Origin of the sequence: Salinicola halophilus (genome assembly GCF_003206155.1) — a bacterium.
Lineage (GTDB): Bacteria > Pseudomonadota > Gammaproteobacteria > Pseudomonadales > Halomonadaceae > Salinicola > Salinicola halophilus.
In genome coordinates this window covers 1,603,756-1,620,097 of the sequence record NZ_PZJV01000001.1, presented here as the reverse complement: position 1 = coordinate 1,620,097, position 16,342 = coordinate 1,603,756, and the positions used below count along the sequence as shown (strand labels likewise).

Sequence of the window (16,342 nt, the reverse complement as noted above, 5' to 3'; positions counted from 1 at the left end):
GTGAGTGCTTAATGCCTTCTGTCAAAGTACGTGATAACGAGCCGTTCGACGTCGCGCTACGTCGCTTCAAGCGTTCCTGCGAAAAAGCCGGAGTGCTTTCCGAAGTCCGCCGTCGCGAAACTTACGAAAAGCCCACTTCCGTGCGCAAGCGTAAAGCTGCTGCGGCCGTGAAGCGTCACGCCAAGAAGCTTCAGCGTGAGCGTAAGCGTTTCGAACGCTTGTATTGATCCGTACTGGGGGCAGTTCTTGCCCCAGAGGGATATGCGAACGGCTGCCTTAACCGGCGGCCGTTTGTTTTTGTTCCTGACCGGTTCGCCAACGCGATTCGATAGCGCCCATTCGGTGGTCGACATCGGTGGCCGCGCGTTGCACGCCGATGACCGTGACCGGTGACGAACGTCTCGGACATCGCCCCCTCCCGGTTGGTTGGACGCCGTCTCGGCGCCGCTCGGCGATTCGCGTCGCTGGCGACCTTTCCCATCCGATTCTCGGACTCGTTTCACCAGAGCGTTTCGACGATATGGCCGGACAGATCTCACAGCGCTTCATCGACGATCTCTTGGCGCGCTCCGACATCGTCGATGTCGTCTCCGAGCGGGTGCAGCTGAAGAAGAGCGGGCGTAACCACAGCGGTCTGTGTCCGTTTCATCAAGAGAACTCCCCCTCCTTTACCGTCAGTCACGACAAGCAGTTCTATCACTGCTTCGGCTGCGGCGCCCACGGCAACGCGCTGCGCTTTCTGATGGAGTACGACAACCTGCGCTTTCCCGAGGCGGTGGAGCAGCTCGCTTCGCGCGCGGGGATGCAGGTGGAGCGCGAAGGAGGCGATGACCCGGGGGAGCGTCAGCGACGCCAAAAGCGGGACGAGGGAGTCAATCTGCTCGATCTCGCCTCGCAGTTCTTCCGCGAGCGGCTGGCGCTCGGCAAGGGACGTCAGGCGCGGGAGTATCTCGAGCGGCGCGGGCTGAGCGACGAGATCATCCGCGATTTCGGCGTCGGCTATGCCGAGGACGACTGGGAAGCGCTCAAGCGTCACCTGCTCGACCAGGGCGTCAGCGAAGCGGTGCAGGTCGAGTACGGCCTGCTGGTGCACCGCGAGGAGAGCGGGCGTACCTACGACCGTTTCCGCGACCGGGTGATCTTTCCGATTCGCGACTGGAAGGGGCGAACGATCGCCTTCGGCGGACGCGTGCTGGGCGACGCCAAGCCGAAGTACCTCAATTCGCCGGAAACGCCGGTGTTCCACAAGGGGCGCGAGCTCTATGGGCTCTTCGAGGCGCGCCAGGCCAATCGTCAGCTCTCGCGCGTGCTGGTGGTCGAAGGCTACATGGACGTCGTGGCGCTGGCGCAGTTCGGCATCCGCAACGCCTGTGCCACGCTCGGCACGGCGCTGACCTCGGACCACCTCCAGCGGCTGTTCCGTCTGGTCGATGAAGTGGTGTTCTGCTTCGACGGCGACAACGCCGGGCGTCAGGCGGCCAGACGCTCGTTGGCGACAGCGCTGCCGTCGATGATCGATGGGCGTCAGGTGCGCTTTCTCTTTCTGCCCGAAGGCGAGGATCCCGATACGCTGGTGCGACGCGAGGGGCAGGCCGCGTTCGAGGATCGGGTCACCTGCGCCAGCCCGCTGTCGGAGTTTCTGTTCGAGCAGGCGGCCGACGGGCGCGACCTGAAGCAGGTCGAGGGTCGCGAGCGATTCGTCACGGCGGTGCTCGAGTGGCTCAAGCTTTTGCCGGAAGGCATGCTCAAGCCCTTGATGCTCAAGGAGCTTTCGACGCGCAGCGGGATCGAACAAACGCAGTTCGACGATTGGCTGGCGAAGAAGGCCTCGACATCGCCGCGGCCCGGTTCGGCGCCGACGACGAGCGCCGACGAGAGCTTCGCCTCGTTGATGCCGCCCCCGGAGGCGGATGAGGCCTTCGACGTCGAATCGTCGTCGGGCATGCCGAATCCTGCGAGCGCGAATCAGCGTCAATCGCGCGGTTTCTCTGCGTCGCGGGCCACAACTGCTACGCTATCGTTGAGCCTGCCGGGACGTATCCTGCATCTGCTGCTGCATGAGCCGTCACTGGTCGAGCATTTGCCCAAAACGCCGGAGTGGTGTCCCGAGAGCGTGACGGACGGCCCGCTCTGCCGCGAAGTGGTGGCGCTGCTGCAGGCCGGACGCTACCGCAGTCCGCAGGTCTTGCTGGCGCATTTTCACGGTAGCGTCGAAGGCGAACGCCTCAATGAGCTCGCCAAGCGCGAGCTGGCGATTCCCCGGGAAGTCCGCGCCAGTGAGCTCGAAAGCTGGGTGCGCTATCTCGAACGCGAAAGCGAGCGGCTCACGCCGGCCGAAGAATACCGTCAGCTGCTCGACAAGAGTCGTCAGACCGGCGCATTGAGCAGCGACGAAAAGCAGCGGCTACGCACGCTTTTGACACAGCTCGCCGGCGGCGGTTGATACGTCGAGACAGCCGTCCGACCCGAGGGTCACGGTCCTTGCGATGCCGTATCGAGCACTTCGCATGGCGATGAAGGCAGACGATCGGGCGGAGTGCGGTCAAAGAGAAGAAAGGCGGTACAGGGACGAAAGAAGGGTCTGAAGGGATCTGAAGATCGGGGGGAGAGCGCCGAAACGCTTGAAATGGCGGCGTTCACCACCAAATAAGGTAACCAAACACACTAGCACACCTGGTGGGCCAGGCAAATACGCACTGGCGGCAAAAAGCCCGTACACGCTATACTGTTGGGCTTTCGGGGCATCGCGTTGTCACCCCAGGTGCTTCATTCTTCTTCGTCGAGTAGGGTTTCTATGGCTGGAAATGCACAGCAGTCACGTTTGAAGGAGTTGATCGCCCGCGGCAAAGAGCAGGGCTTCCTGACCTATGCCGAGGTCAACGATCACCTCCCCGAAGATATCGCCGATCCCGATCAGGTGGAAGACATCATCGCCATGATCAACGACATGGGGATCAAGGTCGTCGAGGAAGCACCTGACGAAGACACGCTGATGATGTCCGACAACTCCACCGACGAGTCGGCGGCGGAGGAAGCCGTCGCGGCGCTGGCAGCGGTCGAGAGCGATGTCGGACGGACGACCGACCCGGTGCGCATGTACATGCGCGAGATGGGGACGGTAGAGCTGCTGACGCGTGAAGGCGAGATCGAGATCGCCAAGCGCATCGAGGAGGGCCTGCGCGAAGTCATGTCGTCGCTGGCGTATCTGCCGGGCGCGGTCGACTCCGTGCTTGCCTTCTATGACCAGACTCAGGACGAAGAGGCGCCGGGCCGTCTGTCGGATCTGTTCTCCGGCTTCATCGATCCCGACGAAGGGATCCCCGGGGTCGCTGAGGTCGAGCTGCCCGAAGAGGTCGAGCCCGAGGTCGGCGACAAGGACGAAGACGACGAAGAGGGTGACGAAGAGGAAGACGATAGCTCGAGCGAGGGCGGTCCGGACCCGGAAGAGGCTCGGGTGCGTTTCGAACAGATTCGCGAGCAGAACGAGAGCGCCAAGGCGGCGATCGCCGAGCACGGTTTCGGCAGCAAGGAAGTCGAAGCCGAGCAGGCGCGTCTGGCAGTGCTGTTTTCGCCGATCAAGCTTTCGCCCAAGCATTTCGAGCGTCTGGTCGGTCAGGTGCGCATCAGCGTCGAGCAGGTGCGTGAGCAGGAAAAATCGATCATGCAGGTGTTCGTCAAGCAGGGCAAGGTGCCGCGCAAGACGTTCATCAGCGAGTTCCTGGGTAGCGAGACCACCGAGAGCTGGTTCGACGATTTCGTCGCCAAGCACACGAAGTATGCCGACCGCCTGGCGCCGTTCCGCGGTGACGTCCAGCGCGCTCAGCGTAAGATCGACTTCGAGCAGGAGATGGTTCAGCTCAACGTCGGTCAGCTCAAGGAAGTGAACCGTCGCCTCTCCATTGGCGAAGCGAAAGCGCGCCGGGCCAAGAAAGAGATGGTCGAGGCCAACCTGCGACTGGTCATCTCGATCGCCAAGAAGTACACCAACCGCGGCCTGCAGTTCCTGGATCTGATCCAGGAGGGCAACATCGGCCTGATGAAGGCCGTGGACAAGTTCGAGTATCGCCGCGGCTACAAGTTCTCGACCTACGCCACCTGGTGGATTCGTCAGGCGATTACCCGCTCCATCGCGGATCAGGCGCGCACCATCCGTATTCCGGTGCACATGATCGAGACGATCAACAAGCTCAACCGTGTCTCGCGCCAGATGCTTCAGGAGATGGGCCGCGAGCCGACGCCGGAGGAGCTCGGCGAGCGTCTGGAAATGCCCGAAGACAAGGTCCGCAAGGTACTGAAGATCGCCAAAGAGCCGATCTCGATGGAGACGCCGATCGGCGACGACGAGGATTCGCATCTCGGCGACTTCATCGAAGACAGCACCATGGTGCTGCCAATCGACTCCGCCACCGGCGAAGGCCTGATCGAAGCGACTCGCAACGTTCTCGGCGGCCTGACTGCGCGGGAAGCCAAGGTGCTACGCATGCGCTTCGGTATCGACATGAATACCGACCACACGCTGGAAGAGGTCGGCAAGCAGTTCGACGTCACCCGCGAGCGTATTCGTCAGATCGAAGCCAAGGCGCTGCGCAAGCTGCGCCATCCGTCGCGCTCCGAGCCGCTGCGCTCGTTCCTCGACGAGTAAGCGTACCGCGCCATTTCATCGGGCGCGCGCCATGCGCGGTATGAAAGAGGCCCCGACGATCGCTAGGTCGTCGGGGCCTTTTCGTGTCCGCTGATCGCGTGCGCCGGGGCGGCTGGCTCTCTTTTACGACGGCGAAAGCGCAGCTACGCTCGCGAAAGCACAGCTGCGACGACACTCTCATGCCGTGGGGCCGTCCGCCCCTCTGGCGGCGCGGCTCGCCTGAAGCGTGCGGGTCATCAGGGCGCGCAGGGCGGCGGGGCGCACCGGCTTGAGCAGGAGCTGATAGCCGCCGCGCTTGATCTCTTCGGCGACCTCTTCGGTGCGATCGGCGGTGATCACGATACCGGGCACGACCTGCTCGCAGAGCTCCTCCAACGCCTCCAGCGCCATCATCCCGGTCACCTCGTTGTCGAGGTGGTAGTCGGCGAGAATGGCGTCGGGATCGCCGCCCATGTTGCGAATCGCGGACTTGGCGCCGCCGATGGAGGTGGCGGTGAAGACCTCGCACTCCCACCCCTCGAGCATCGCCTTCATGCCCTCGAGAATCAGCCGCTCGTTGTCGATGCAGAGGATGCGCGTGCCCTTGAGCTTGTTGCCGGCGCGGCGTGGGGCGCTCTCCTCCGGCTTGACCTCGCCGCGACGTGCAGCGACCAGCGGTACCGATACCGAGAAGACCGTACCGGCACCGACCGTCGAACGCACGCGGATGGGATGTTCGAGCACGCGGCTCATGCGCTCGGCAATGGAGAGCCCGAGCCCCAGGCCGCGCTCGCTCTCCTTGTGCCGGGAGGCCTGATCGAGCCGTCGAAACTCCTGGAATATCTCGCTGAGCTTGGATTCGGGGATCCCCGGGCCGGTATCCCACACCTCGATGACCACCCGCTCGCCCTGACGCCGACAGCCGAGCAGCACGCGCCCCTGCTGGGTGTAGCGCAGGGCGTTGGAGAGGAAGTTCTGCACGATACGTCTGAGCATCTGCGGGTCGCTGTCGACCCAGTGACTCGAGGCGACCATGTCCAGATCGAGCCCGCGGTCGTCCGCCATCACCTCGAACTCGGCGCGCAGCGGTCGCAGGATGTCGCCAAGCGGGAACTCGCTGCGACGTGGCGTCAGCGCGCCGGCGTCGAGCTTGGAGATGTCGAGCAGCGTACCCAGCAACTCTTCGGCGGCCTGCAGCGAGTTGTCGATATGCCCGATGGTGCGTCGATGATCGCCGTCGGCCACCTGCTGGCCGAGCGCTGAGGTAAAGAGCCGGGCGGCGTTGAGCGGCTGGAGCAGATCGTGACTGGCGGCGGCGAGGAAGCGCGTCTTGGAGGTGTTGGCCTCCTCGGCGGTCTGCTTGGCCTGCAGCAGCGCCTGCTCCGCCTCGGCGCGCACCCGGTTCTCCTGGCGCAGGGCAGCGTTGGCCTTCGACAGCGCCTGGGTGCGCTCGCGCACGCGCTCCTCGAGATTCTCGTTGGTCTCGCGCAGGGCGATCTCCGCCAGCCGGCGTTCGGTGATGTCCTGGTACAGCGCGAAGAAGCCGAGAATGCGCCCGCCTTCGCCGAAGTGCGGCGTATAGGTCACCAGCATGTAGCGAACGCCGCCGTCGCCGTCGTCCAGCGAGATCTCGAAGTTGACCCGCTCGCCGCCGAGCGCCCGGCGCATCCAGGGTTCGCGCTGGCGCGCCGTGGCGGCGGACATCACGCTCTCGACTCGCTCGCCGATCACGGCGTTGCGATCGACGTTCATCGCCGCTTCGTAGGCGCGGTTGGTGAAGAGATAGCGGCACTCGGTGTCGAAGTAAGCGATCAGCGCCGGCACGTTGTCGGTGTAGATCCGGATGTTGCTCTCCGAGCGGATCAGCGCCTCTTCGGTGCGCTTCTGCTGGGTGATGTCCTGGTAGGTATAGACGAAGCCGCCACCCGGCATCGGGTTGCCGAGCACTTCCAGCACCGTACCGTCGGGCCGGTAGCGCTCGTAGCGATGGGGCTGGCCGCCGCGAATGTTCTCCAGGAGCTGCTCGACGTGCTCCTCCGGGTCGCCGGGGCCGTACTCGCCGTTATGGGCGTTGTAGCGGAACACCTTCTCCATCGGCGTGCCGACGCGGATCAGGTTGTCCGGAAAGCGAAAGATTTCCAGATAGCGCTGGTTCCAGACCACCAGGTTGAGGTTCTGGTCGACCACGCCGATGCCCTGGTTGATGTTTTCGATGGTCGCCTGCAGCAGGGCACGGTTGAACTCCAGCACCTGGGAAGCTTCGTCGACGATGGAGATGACGTCCGAGATACCGATACCGCGCCCCTGCAGCGCCGAGTTGACCACGATGCGCGCCGAGGAGGCGCCAAGCACCGAGGCGAGCAGCCGTTCGGTGAACTGGATCACGTCGATGGAGGCGCGGGCGTTGTTCTCCAGCGGCTTGGCATTGCGCCGGGCGTAGTCGTCGAAGGCGCGCTCGACCTGGGCGTGGCCCAGAAAGCGCTCGCACAGGACCTTGAGATCGTTGATCGTCGTCGCCCCGGTCCAGGGACGATTGACGGTGGTCTGGCGGGTTTCGATGCTGTCGACGAACAGCGATGCCTGAATCCGCTCGACCACGCGCTGGGGCGTGAGCTGAGAGATGAAGATGTAGAAGAAGAGGTTGAACGCCAGCGACAGCATCACGCCGTGGGCGAAACTGTCGGTGACGTTGAGCCCGAACAGCGACAGCGGCGAGAGCCACTCGACGCCGAGCGGCCCCCCGGCCAGCCACGCCGCCGGCAGCAGGCCCGCCCGGATCAGCGCCGGCATCAAGAGGGTATAGGCCCAGATCGCGAAGCCCACGTTGAGACCCGTCACCACGCCCAGGCGGTTACCGCGCTTCCAGTAGAGCCCGCCGAGCAGGGCGGGGGCGAACTGGGCGGCGGCGGAGAGCGAGAGCATGCCGGTCGCCGCCAGCGAGCTGTACTCCGCCACCAGCTGATAGAAGAGATAGGCGAGCACCAGGATCGCGCCGATGGTGATGCGTCGCGCCATCAGCACCACGCGGGCGTAGTCGCGGGACGTCTCCTCGAACCAGCGCAGTCGGAAGAGCGCCGGCATCACGATTTCGTTGGAGATCATGATCGAGTTGGCGACCGCCGCCATGATCACCATGCCGGTGGCCGCCGACAGCCCGCCGACGAAGGTCAACATGGCCAGCCACGGCTGGTCGGCGACGATGGGCAGCGCCAGCACGTAGCTGTCCGGGGAGAGATCGTCGCCGGCGAAGAGCGTCAGACCCGCCCCTGCCAGCGGCAGCACGAAAAAGCCGATCAGCAGTAGGTAGAGCGGAAAGAGCCAGCGCGCGCGCTTGGCGTCGTCGGTGTGGGTGTTCTCGACCACCGTGATGTGGAACTGGCGGGGCAGACAGAACACCGCCAGCATCGCTAGCAATGTCTGCGTCCAGAAGCCGGTGTCGAAGTTCTGCTCGGTGAGCTGCTGCTGAAGCTGCAGATAGGTGTCGGCGCGGGTCAGCAGCGAGCCCAGCCCGTCGAACATGCCCCAGGTGACGTAGGCGCCGAGCGCCAGGAACGCGCCGAGCTTGACCAGCGACTCGAAGGCGATCGCCTGGATCAGCCCCTCGTGGTGCTCGGTGGCGTTGGTGTCGCGGGTGCCGAAGAGGATCGCGAAGACCGCCATGACGATGGCGATATAGAAGGCGGTGTCGTCAACGATGGGAGTCCGGATCGCCTGGCCTTCGCTGGTCATGACCTGAAAGGCGCTGGAGACCGCTTTCAGCTGCAGGGCGATGTAGGGCAGCGTGCCGATCAGGGCGATGAGACTGGCGAACGCCGCCAGCGACTGCGACTTGCCGTAGCGCGAGGCGATGAAGTCGGCGATCGAGGTGACGTTCTGGCGCTTCGCCACCCGAATCATCTTGCCGATCACCGGCCAGAAGAGCAGGAAGGTGAGGATCGGCCCGACGAATATGCTGGCGAACGACCAGCCCGACGTCGCCGCCTGGCCGACGCTGCCGTAGAACGTCCACGAGGTGCAGTAGACCGCCAGCGCCAGGCTGTAGACGATCGGTCGGCGCTTGGCCGGGCCGTGGAGTCGCGCCTGACGATCGCCGCGCCAGGCAATGGCGAATAGCGTGGCCACGTAAATCAGCGCCACGATGATCAACAACCCGCCTTCGAACATGAACTCTCTCCCTTGCACTGCGGGCATTCTAGGCCAGCCCCGGCCCATCGAGCAGCCGCGGCCTCGGATCTCGTGACACGCCGCCGAGGCGGGGTATCAGCCTTCGGTGCACACCGCTTCGACTTGCGGATCGCCGTTTTGGAGGTGTTGCAGCCGGTCGAGTTCGGGCTGGCGCCCATCCTCGGTGAGCGGCACCCGCTCACGACTGCGGCAGTTCATCAGGTACGCCTGATGCGTCAGCACGTCACGATGCTGCCTTTCGAAACGGTAGAGGATGAACTCCACGAGACGCTCGCCGTCGACTTGCGATGTCAGCAGCTTGTCCCGGTCGACCACGCTGAACGCGGTGGTCAGCGGGTAGAGGTAAGTCCACGGGCGCCAGAACATGCGGCTCTTTTCGGTCGCCACCACCTCAGCCGAGGCGGGCAGCTGCTGGCGCTTGTAGGCATACCAGTCGTACTCGTAGTGAATCTGGTAGGCGAGCAGGCCGAGCCCCGCAAAGGCCGGAATGATCCAGCGTGGCAGCCGCTTGCCGCTGAGCGTGCGCAGCAGTAGCGCCAGGCCGGCAGCGCCCAGTCCCGCGGAAATCGCCGCGACCCAATGCCATATCATGGTGAATCCTTACTCAAAGAATCGGGCTTCCCGCTGGGAAGCCCGATTCGATTGACGCCGGTCAGCCTGGCGCTTCAAGAAAGCATGTCGTTTCAAGCCAGCATTGTCGCTTAGTGGTCGATCGCGACACCAGCCCCCTTGGGATAGCGCACGCTCTCCACCAGATCCTGAATGTGCTGCGGCGGCTTCTCGGTAGCGTTGGATACCAGATACGCGACCGCAAAGTTGAGGATGGCCCCCACGGCGCCAATCGAGAGCGGCGAGATGCCCAGCACCCAGTTGGCCTCGACGTCCTCCAGGTTGTTGGTACCGGGAATGAAGAACCACCCCTTGTAGACGAAGATGTACACCAGCGTAAAGATCAGCCCCGAGAGCATGCCGGCGATCGCGCCCTTGTTGTTGATCCGCTTGGAGAAGATTCCCATCATCAGCGCCGGGAACAGCGAGGCGGCGGCGATACCGAAGGCCAGTGCCACGACCTGGGCGGCGAATCCGGGCGGATTGACGCCGAGATAGGTGGCAACGACGATCGCCACCGACATCGAGATGCGCGCGGCGCGCAGCTCGCCCTTCTCGGTGATCCTCGGGTTGATCGCCCCTTTGATCAGGTCGTGACTGATCGCCGAAGAGATCGCCAGCAGCAGGCCCGCCGCGGTGGAGAGCGCGGCCGCCAGGCCGCCCGCGGCGATCAGGCCCACGACCCAGCCGGGCAGATTGGCGATCTCGGGGTTGGCCAGCACCAGAATGTCGTTGCTGACCTCCAGTTCGTTGCCCTGCCAGCCGCGGTCGGCGAAGTCTGCGGCGTCGTTGTAGAGCTGAATGTTGCCGTCGTTGTTCCTGTCGGTGAAGGTAATCAGCCCGGTCTCTTCCCAGGTTCGGATCCACTCGGGACGGTCCGCGTAGGCGATGGGGTTGGCCGTGGCATCTTCGTAGTTTTCCACCTGGGCGGCCATGTCCGGATAGATGGTGGTCACCAGGTTGAGGCGCGCCATCGAAGCCACGGCGGGGGCGGTCAAGTAGAGCAGACCGATGAACACCAGCGCCCAGCCGGCCGACCAGCGCGCGTCGGCGACCTTGGGGACCGTGAAAAAGCGCATGATGACGTGCGGCAGACCCGCGGTACCGATCATCAGCGACAGCGTGAACAGCACCATGTTCAGCTTGTTGTCGACCATTGCCGTGTATTCATTGAAGCCCAGCGCGGCGACCACCTCGTTGAGCTTGGCCAGCAGCGGCTCGCCGGAGGCGCTGTGATCGGAAAACAGGCCGAGCGGGGGAATCGGATTGTCGGTCAGCTCCAGCGAGATGAAGATCGCCGGAATGGTATAGGCGATGATCAGCACGACGTACTGCGCCACCTGGGTGTAGGTGATGCCCTTCATGCCGCCGAGGACCGAATAGAAGAACACCACGATGGCGGCGATGATCAGGCCGGTCGTCGCGTCGACCTCGAGAAAGCGCGAGAAGGCAACGCCGGCACCGGCCATCTGCCCGATGACGTAGGTGAGCGACGCCACGATCAGACAGATCACCGCGACCATGCGCGCCGACCGGCTGTAGAAACGGTCACCGATGAACTCGGGCACCGTGAACTTGCCGAACTTGCGCAAGTACGGCGCCAGCAGCAGCGCCAGCAGCACATAGCCACCGGTCCAGCCCATGAGGAAGGTGGATGCGCCGTAGCCCGCCGAGGCGATGATGCCCGCCATCGAGATGAACGAAGCGGCGGACATCCAGTCGGCGCCGATCGCCATGCCGTTGGTAATGGGATGCACGCCGCCGCCGGCGACGTAGAAGTCCTTGGTCGACCCGGCCTTGGCCCAGATCGCAATGCCGATATAGATGGCGAAGGAGCCGCCGACGAAGAGAACATTGATCGCGAATTGACTCATGCCGGATTACTCCCCGAGACCGAATTGTTTGTCCAGCCGGTTCATTTTCCAGGCATAAAAGAAGATCAATCCGATGAAGACCAGAATGGATCCCTGCTGTGCGAACCAGAAGCCCAGGTCCGTGCCGCCGATGGCGATGCCGGCAAGCAAGGGGCGCAGCAGAATGGCGCAGCCATAGGAGGCCAGCGCCCATACGATCAGACAGCCGGTTATCAGGCGAAGGTTCGCCTTCCAGTAGGCAGCAGCGTTGGATTTGTCATCTGCCATATTCTTGTTCTCCGCATCAGTCGAATGGGAACTGCTTGTTCGGTCGTGTCGAGACCAGACTCGCGATCGACCGGTCATTTCTCGCTTTTTATTGTCGAAAAACGGCTAGAACCGTTTCTCACCTCGTGAACCCATGGGCAGCGCTTGAGATCACGCTTGCCGGTTAAGATTCGGTAGCGACATTGAGAAGCAGAAACAAGAAGTTAAAAATCCTACCTTAGTATCGTGACGCGCATCCTGAATCACTCGGCGGCCTGCGGGGCGCATCGCCCGAGCGTTGATGCGAAAAAACGCCGCGCAGGGTTGGCTGAATCGATTGAGACAAACAAGATCGGGACGAGCATGCGACTGTGTGTCAATCCGCCATGAAAGGCGCTAGTCGGTAGTGTGCTTTTATTGAGTTATCGAATGATTCGATGGGGACAACGTCGCAGTAGCCATCGATCGATAGAGGCCGAATAGTCGGATTTAAGCGCCGACGATGACGTCGTTAATGCTCGTCACCCTTCCGGAGAACAGGTCCCTGGATGGGCATTGTCTTCAGCGAAAGAACGAAGGCGCAAGCCGACGTCGTTAGCGTCTGGTAGCGCGGGTGTGACCCTCGTCGCGCGCCGTCTTGCTGGCGTTTCCTCACGCTTCACGGCAGGGAAAGCGGGGCGCTCCGCCATTCGAAAGCAAGCGCGCCCGGTCAGAGGGACGCAGCGGGATGAGAGAAGCGGCAGTGGCGGGTGGAGCGCCCCTGCGCCGCCGCGGCATCGTAAGCCGTGGGACAGGGTGATAGCATAGGGCCGCCTTCATATCCCCTATGTGTCGTTCGACCATGCAAGCATCTACCGATACCCAGAAACTCGAATTCAACAAGCTGCAGAAGCGCCTGCGGCGCCAGGTCGGCAACGCGATCATCGACTACGGCATGATCCACGAAGGCGACAAAGTGATGGTCTGCCTCTCCGGCGGCAAGGACTCCTACACCATGCTGGAGATCCTGCTGAATCTGCAGCGCAACGCCCCGGTGAACTTCGAGCTCGTCGCCGTCAATCTCGACCAGAAGCAGCCCGGCTTCCCCGAGCACGTGCTACCCGAGTATCTCGACGCCAAGGGCGTGGCTTACCACATCCTCGAGCGCGACACCTACTCGGTGGTAAAAGAGAAGACCCCTGAAGGCAAGACGACCTGCGCGCTCTGCTCGCGGCTGCGACGCGGCTCGCTCTACGGCTATGCCGAGGAGATCGGCGCGACCAAGGTGGCGCTCGGTCACCATCGAGAGGACATTCTCGAGACGCTGTTTCTGAACATGTTCTTCGGGGGCTCGCTGAAGTCGATGCCGCCGAAGCTGCTCTCCGACGACGGCAAGAACATCGTCATCCGCCCGCTCGCCTACTGCCGCGAGGCGGACATCGCCGAGTTCTCTCAGCGCATGGCGTTCCCGATCATCCCCTGCAATCTGTGCGGCTCGCAGCCGAACATGCAGCGTCAGAACGTCAAGGCGATGCTTGCCGAGTGGGAGGCCAAGTTCCCGGGCAGGCTCGAGACGATGTTCAAGGCGGTCACTAACGTGGCCCCGTCGCAGCTCGCCGACCGCGAGCTCTTCGATTTCGAAGGGCTGGAGGCGAAGCAGCGTCAGATGCGTGAGACGCGCATCGATACCCTCGACCTGCTCGCCCGCGAAGCCTGACGCGCCGCCCTGCGCCGACTCGACAACCGCGAGCATGACGATGAACGGCCCCGGCCGGCGAAAGCCGACCGGGGCCGTTGGCATTGCGACTGACCGGGGCCGTTGGCGTTGCGATCGAGCCACCGCTCCCGCGATGGCCCAGCGGGTACGGCTACTCGGCCCCGCTCACGCTATCGGCGTCACGCGGCAGCGGTTCGAAGCCGCTCGTCACGGCGGCCACGTCGCTGACGTCGTCACCGGCATCGAAGCTCACGCTCAGCGGCGGCGACTGGCGAAGCGATTGCCAGGCGGCCTGAACCTCTTCCAGCGTCACCGCATCGACTCGCTCGGCAAGATGCCGACGGCGTTCGAAATCCGCATCGGGATAGGCAAGATTCTGCCACAGCCGCTCGGCGCGCCCCGACAGCGACTGGTCGCGCTGGAGTAGCGCCTGACGTACGGCCTGGCGGTAGGGCGCGAGATCGGCCTCGCTGAGCGAGGCGATGCGGGTGTCGAACTCATCGAGAAACGCATCGATTCGCTCACCGATCGTCCGGCTTGCGGTGTTCGGCGACTGCACCAGCATCATCAGCCCGGGACCGTCGAGCAGCGGCGCATAGCCGGCGCTGACGATGTAGCCGAGCTGCTCGTCGGTGCGCAGCTGCGCGAAGAACGGCGTGCCGATCAACTGACCGATGACGGCGAGCTTGGCCTGGGTGTCGCGACTCCGGTCCGAGCCCTGCAGGTAGCGCAGCAGCGCCGAGTCGCCGCGGGCACTCTCGGGATGCAGACGTGGCGGATTCGCGGGTACGGCCAGCGGCGTCAGTCTGGGGATATCGGCGGCAGTGAGGGTCGGGGCCAGGGCGTTGGCGACCGTCAGGCCCTCGCGCTTGGCAAGCGTGGCGTCGAGATCGCCGACGGCGAGCGCCTGCACGTAGAGCGCACCGAGAAAGGCGTCTCGATAGCGGCGTACGTCCTCGACGCCGAGGTCGTCGATCGCCTGGAGCATCGCTCGCCTGCTCGCCTGCGGGCGAATCAGCGCCTCGCTCAAGGTCTCACGCACTTGGCTGTAGAGGGCATCCTGCGGCGCGTTACGCCAGCTGCGCTCCAGGCCCTGCTTGACGCGTTCGACGCTCGCCTCGCTGATCGGTGCGTTCTTCATCTGGTCGACCACGGTCTCCATCAAACGTGACTGATGATCGCGCCAGCCGGAGAAGGCGAGCGTCATGCCCCGCCCATGGGCATAGGCCGTGAACTCCTGGCCTGCGAGCGTCGCCGGATAGAACCGCTCGTTGAGCCCGTCGTTGAGCCAGCCCGCGAGCAGGCGGGTCAGTGCCGCGTCGCGCGGCGTATCGGCCGCGTGCGGATTCTGCAGGCTGAAGCGCCACTCGACGCGGGGCGAGCCGAATTCGCTGGTGGGCTGATGCCAGATCTCGGTGGTGGGAGAGTCCACCAGCGCCGTGGGTCCGGTCGTCTCGAGCGACTCGAGGCTCAGATCTTCGGCGATGTAGGGATTGGGCTGGGGCAGGCCGAGTCCGTCGAGAGCATTGGCCGCAGGCCAGCCGTCGAGACGCGTCAGCGTGTAGGGCGCGTCGAAGTAGGTCGTCGTCTCGTCACCTTCGACGTCGGGGGCGCTGTAGACCCGCAGCAGATTGTTGGGCGTCAGCCGCGAGAGGATCGCCTCGATGGCATCCGGGTCGAAATCGTCCATGCGGTAGGGGGCGTACTGGACGTCGACGAGCGGGTAGTAGGCCATGTTCATGGCCAGCGCGCTGACGGTCTGCATCGGTTCGCTGCGCTGCTGGAATCGGAAGTTCTGTTCCGCCAACGCGGCCTGCTCGTCGAAACGCCATTTCGCGACGCCGTCGCGACGGATGCGCGCGACCTGATCGAACAGGCTCGCCTGGATCGCATCGAGATGCTGCGTGCCGGCGTCGGTGAGACTGATCGAGACGTCGAACAGCGCACTCTGGCCGTCGGCGCTGCGCGTGCCGGCCGACAGACCGTCCGCCCAGCCGGCTTGACGTAGCCGCGCCAGCAGACTGCCTTCCCCTTCGTGGCCCAGCAGGTTGGCAAGGTAGCTGGCAGGCTTGTCGGCGTAGTCATCGACCGGGTCGTCGATCGGGAACAAAAACTCGAGGGTGTGGCGATTCTCCAGGCTCTGGACGCGCAGCTCGGCCGGAAGGTCATCGTCGCGCGTCAGCGGCACTTCGACCCGCGGGGCCTCGAGATCACGATCCGGCACGGCGTCGAAGCGCTCGCGTACCTGGGCCTCGAGCGTGTCCAGCGGTTCGGGGGCGAGCACGGCCAGGTGCATGACGTTGGCGTCGTAGTGCTTCTGATAGAAGTCGAGCAGGGCCTGACGCAGCGGTCGTCGATCGCCGTTGAGCGTCTCCAGGCTGCCCACGGAGAAGTGATTGACGGGATGCGCGGGGTTGAACGCGCGGCCGAGGGCTTCGTTGATACGTCGGGCATCGTCGTCGCGGCGCGCCTGGTATTCGGAGTTCACCGCATGGCGTTCGCGATCGACGTAGTCGGCGTCGAACTGGGGTGAGACGAAGAACTGGGAGAAACGGTCCAGCGCTTCGGAAAAGGCGTCCGGCTCGACGTCGAAAAAATAGTTGGTGTCCTGGGCGGCAGTGAAGGCGTTGTGCGAGCCACCGTTCTGGCTGATGAAGCGCTGATAGCCATCGGGGTCGGGGTAGCCTTCGGTCCCAAGGAACAGCATGTGTTCGAGGAAGTGGGCGAGTCCCGGCATGTCTTCGGGGTCGTAGTCGCTGCCCACGGAGACGTCCATCGCCGCGGCGGCCTTGTCGGCCGCGGAGTCGCTGATCAGCAGTGCCTCGAGGCCGTTGTCGAGCGTCAGCGCGCGGTAGTCGCGGCTGTCGTTGGGGCTCTGGATCGGCGTTTTGCTCTCGGCGGACGTCGACGTCTCGGTGGCGCTGTCCGCACTCGCGGCAACCTGTGGGGTCTGTGCAAGGGCGCTCTGGTCGGCGGCGATCGCTACCAGCAGACAGGCAGGCGCCAGCCAGCGGCGCGCCCTGCGTGAATCGGTCTTCGGCTTGCCCATGAAAACTCCTGCAAAAAGTCGGATGACAAACGTCGCGATGAAAAGGAAACGATCGAAGTGGG

Annotated in this window: 9 protein-coding genes; 4 read left to right on the top strand and 5 right to left on the bottom strand. The window is 64.1% G+C overall.

The window, feature by feature from the left end; translation table 11 throughout:
• Positions 1–11 precede the first annotated feature (11 nt).
• From rpsU to rpoD, 3 genes are all read left to right on the top strand, one after another.
• Positions 12–227, top strand: coding sequence for a 30S ribosomal protein S21 (gene rpsU / locus DOM33_RS07240; RefSeq protein WP_110667173.1), 216 nt, complete (start codon positions 12–14; stop codon positions 225–227).
• A 293-nt stretch (positions 228–520) separates the two neighbouring features.
• Positions 521–2,443, top strand: a complete 1,923-nt coding sequence (dnaG, locus tag DOM33_RS07235) for a DNA primase (RefSeq protein ID WP_110667171.1) — start codon at positions 521–523, stop codon at positions 2,441–2,443.
• A 318-nt stretch (positions 2,444–2,761) separates the two neighbouring features.
• A complete protein-coding gene (gene rpoD, locus DOM33_RS07230) occupies positions 2,762–4,642 on the top strand; it encodes an RNA polymerase sigma factor RpoD (RefSeq protein ID WP_275425794.1) in 1,881 nt (626 codons plus the stop codon).
• Positions 4,643–4,819: 177 nt separating this feature from the next.
• Here the strand turns inward: rpoD and DOM33_RS07225 are convergent, their stop codons facing one another.
• From DOM33_RS07225 to DOM33_RS07210, 4 genes are all read right to left on the bottom strand, one after another.
• Positions 4,820–8,785, bottom strand: coding sequence for a hybrid sensor histidine kinase/response regulator (locus DOM33_RS07225; RefSeq protein ID WP_110667167.1), 3,966 nt, complete (start codon positions 8,783–8,785; stop codon positions 4,820–4,822).
• A 96-nt stretch (positions 8,786–8,881) separates the two neighbouring features.
• Positions 8,882–9,397, bottom strand: a complete 516-nt coding sequence (locus DOM33_RS07220; RefSeq protein WP_110667165.1) for a hypothetical protein — start codon at positions 9,395–9,397, stop codon at positions 8,882–8,884.
• Positions 9,398–9,507: 110 nt separating this feature from the next.
• Entirely contained in the window at positions 9,508–11,289 is a 1,782-nt protein-coding gene (locus DOM33_RS07215; protein ID WP_110667162.1) for a sodium:solute symporter family protein, read from the bottom strand.
• A 6-nt stretch (positions 11,290–11,295) separates the two neighbouring features.
• On the bottom strand, positions 11,296–11,556 hold the full coding sequence (locus tag DOM33_RS07210) for a DUF4212 domain-containing protein (RefSeq protein WP_110667160.1): 261 nt from the start codon (positions 11,554–11,556) through the stop codon (positions 11,296–11,298).
• Positions 11,557–12,376: 820 nt separating this feature from the next.
• On the opposite strand from DOM33_RS07210, the gene ttcA reads away from it, so the two are divergent.
• Positions 12,377–13,231 carry a tRNA 2-thiocytidine(32) synthetase TtcA gene (gene ttcA, locus DOM33_RS07205; RefSeq protein ID WP_110667158.1) on the top strand — a complete coding sequence of 285 codons (855 nt, stop codon included), beginning with the start codon at positions 12,377–12,379 and terminating at the stop codon, positions 13,229–13,231.
• A gap of 151 nt (positions 13,232–13,382) precedes the next feature.
• On the opposite strand, the gene DOM33_RS07200 is transcribed toward ttcA, so the two are convergent.
• Positions 13,383–16,280 carry an insulinase family protein gene (locus DOM33_RS07200; RefSeq protein WP_110667156.1) on the bottom strand — a complete coding sequence of 966 codons (2,898 nt, stop codon included), beginning with the start codon at positions 16,278–16,280 and terminating at the stop codon, positions 13,383–13,385.
• Positions 16,281–16,342: the final 62 nt, after the last annotated feature.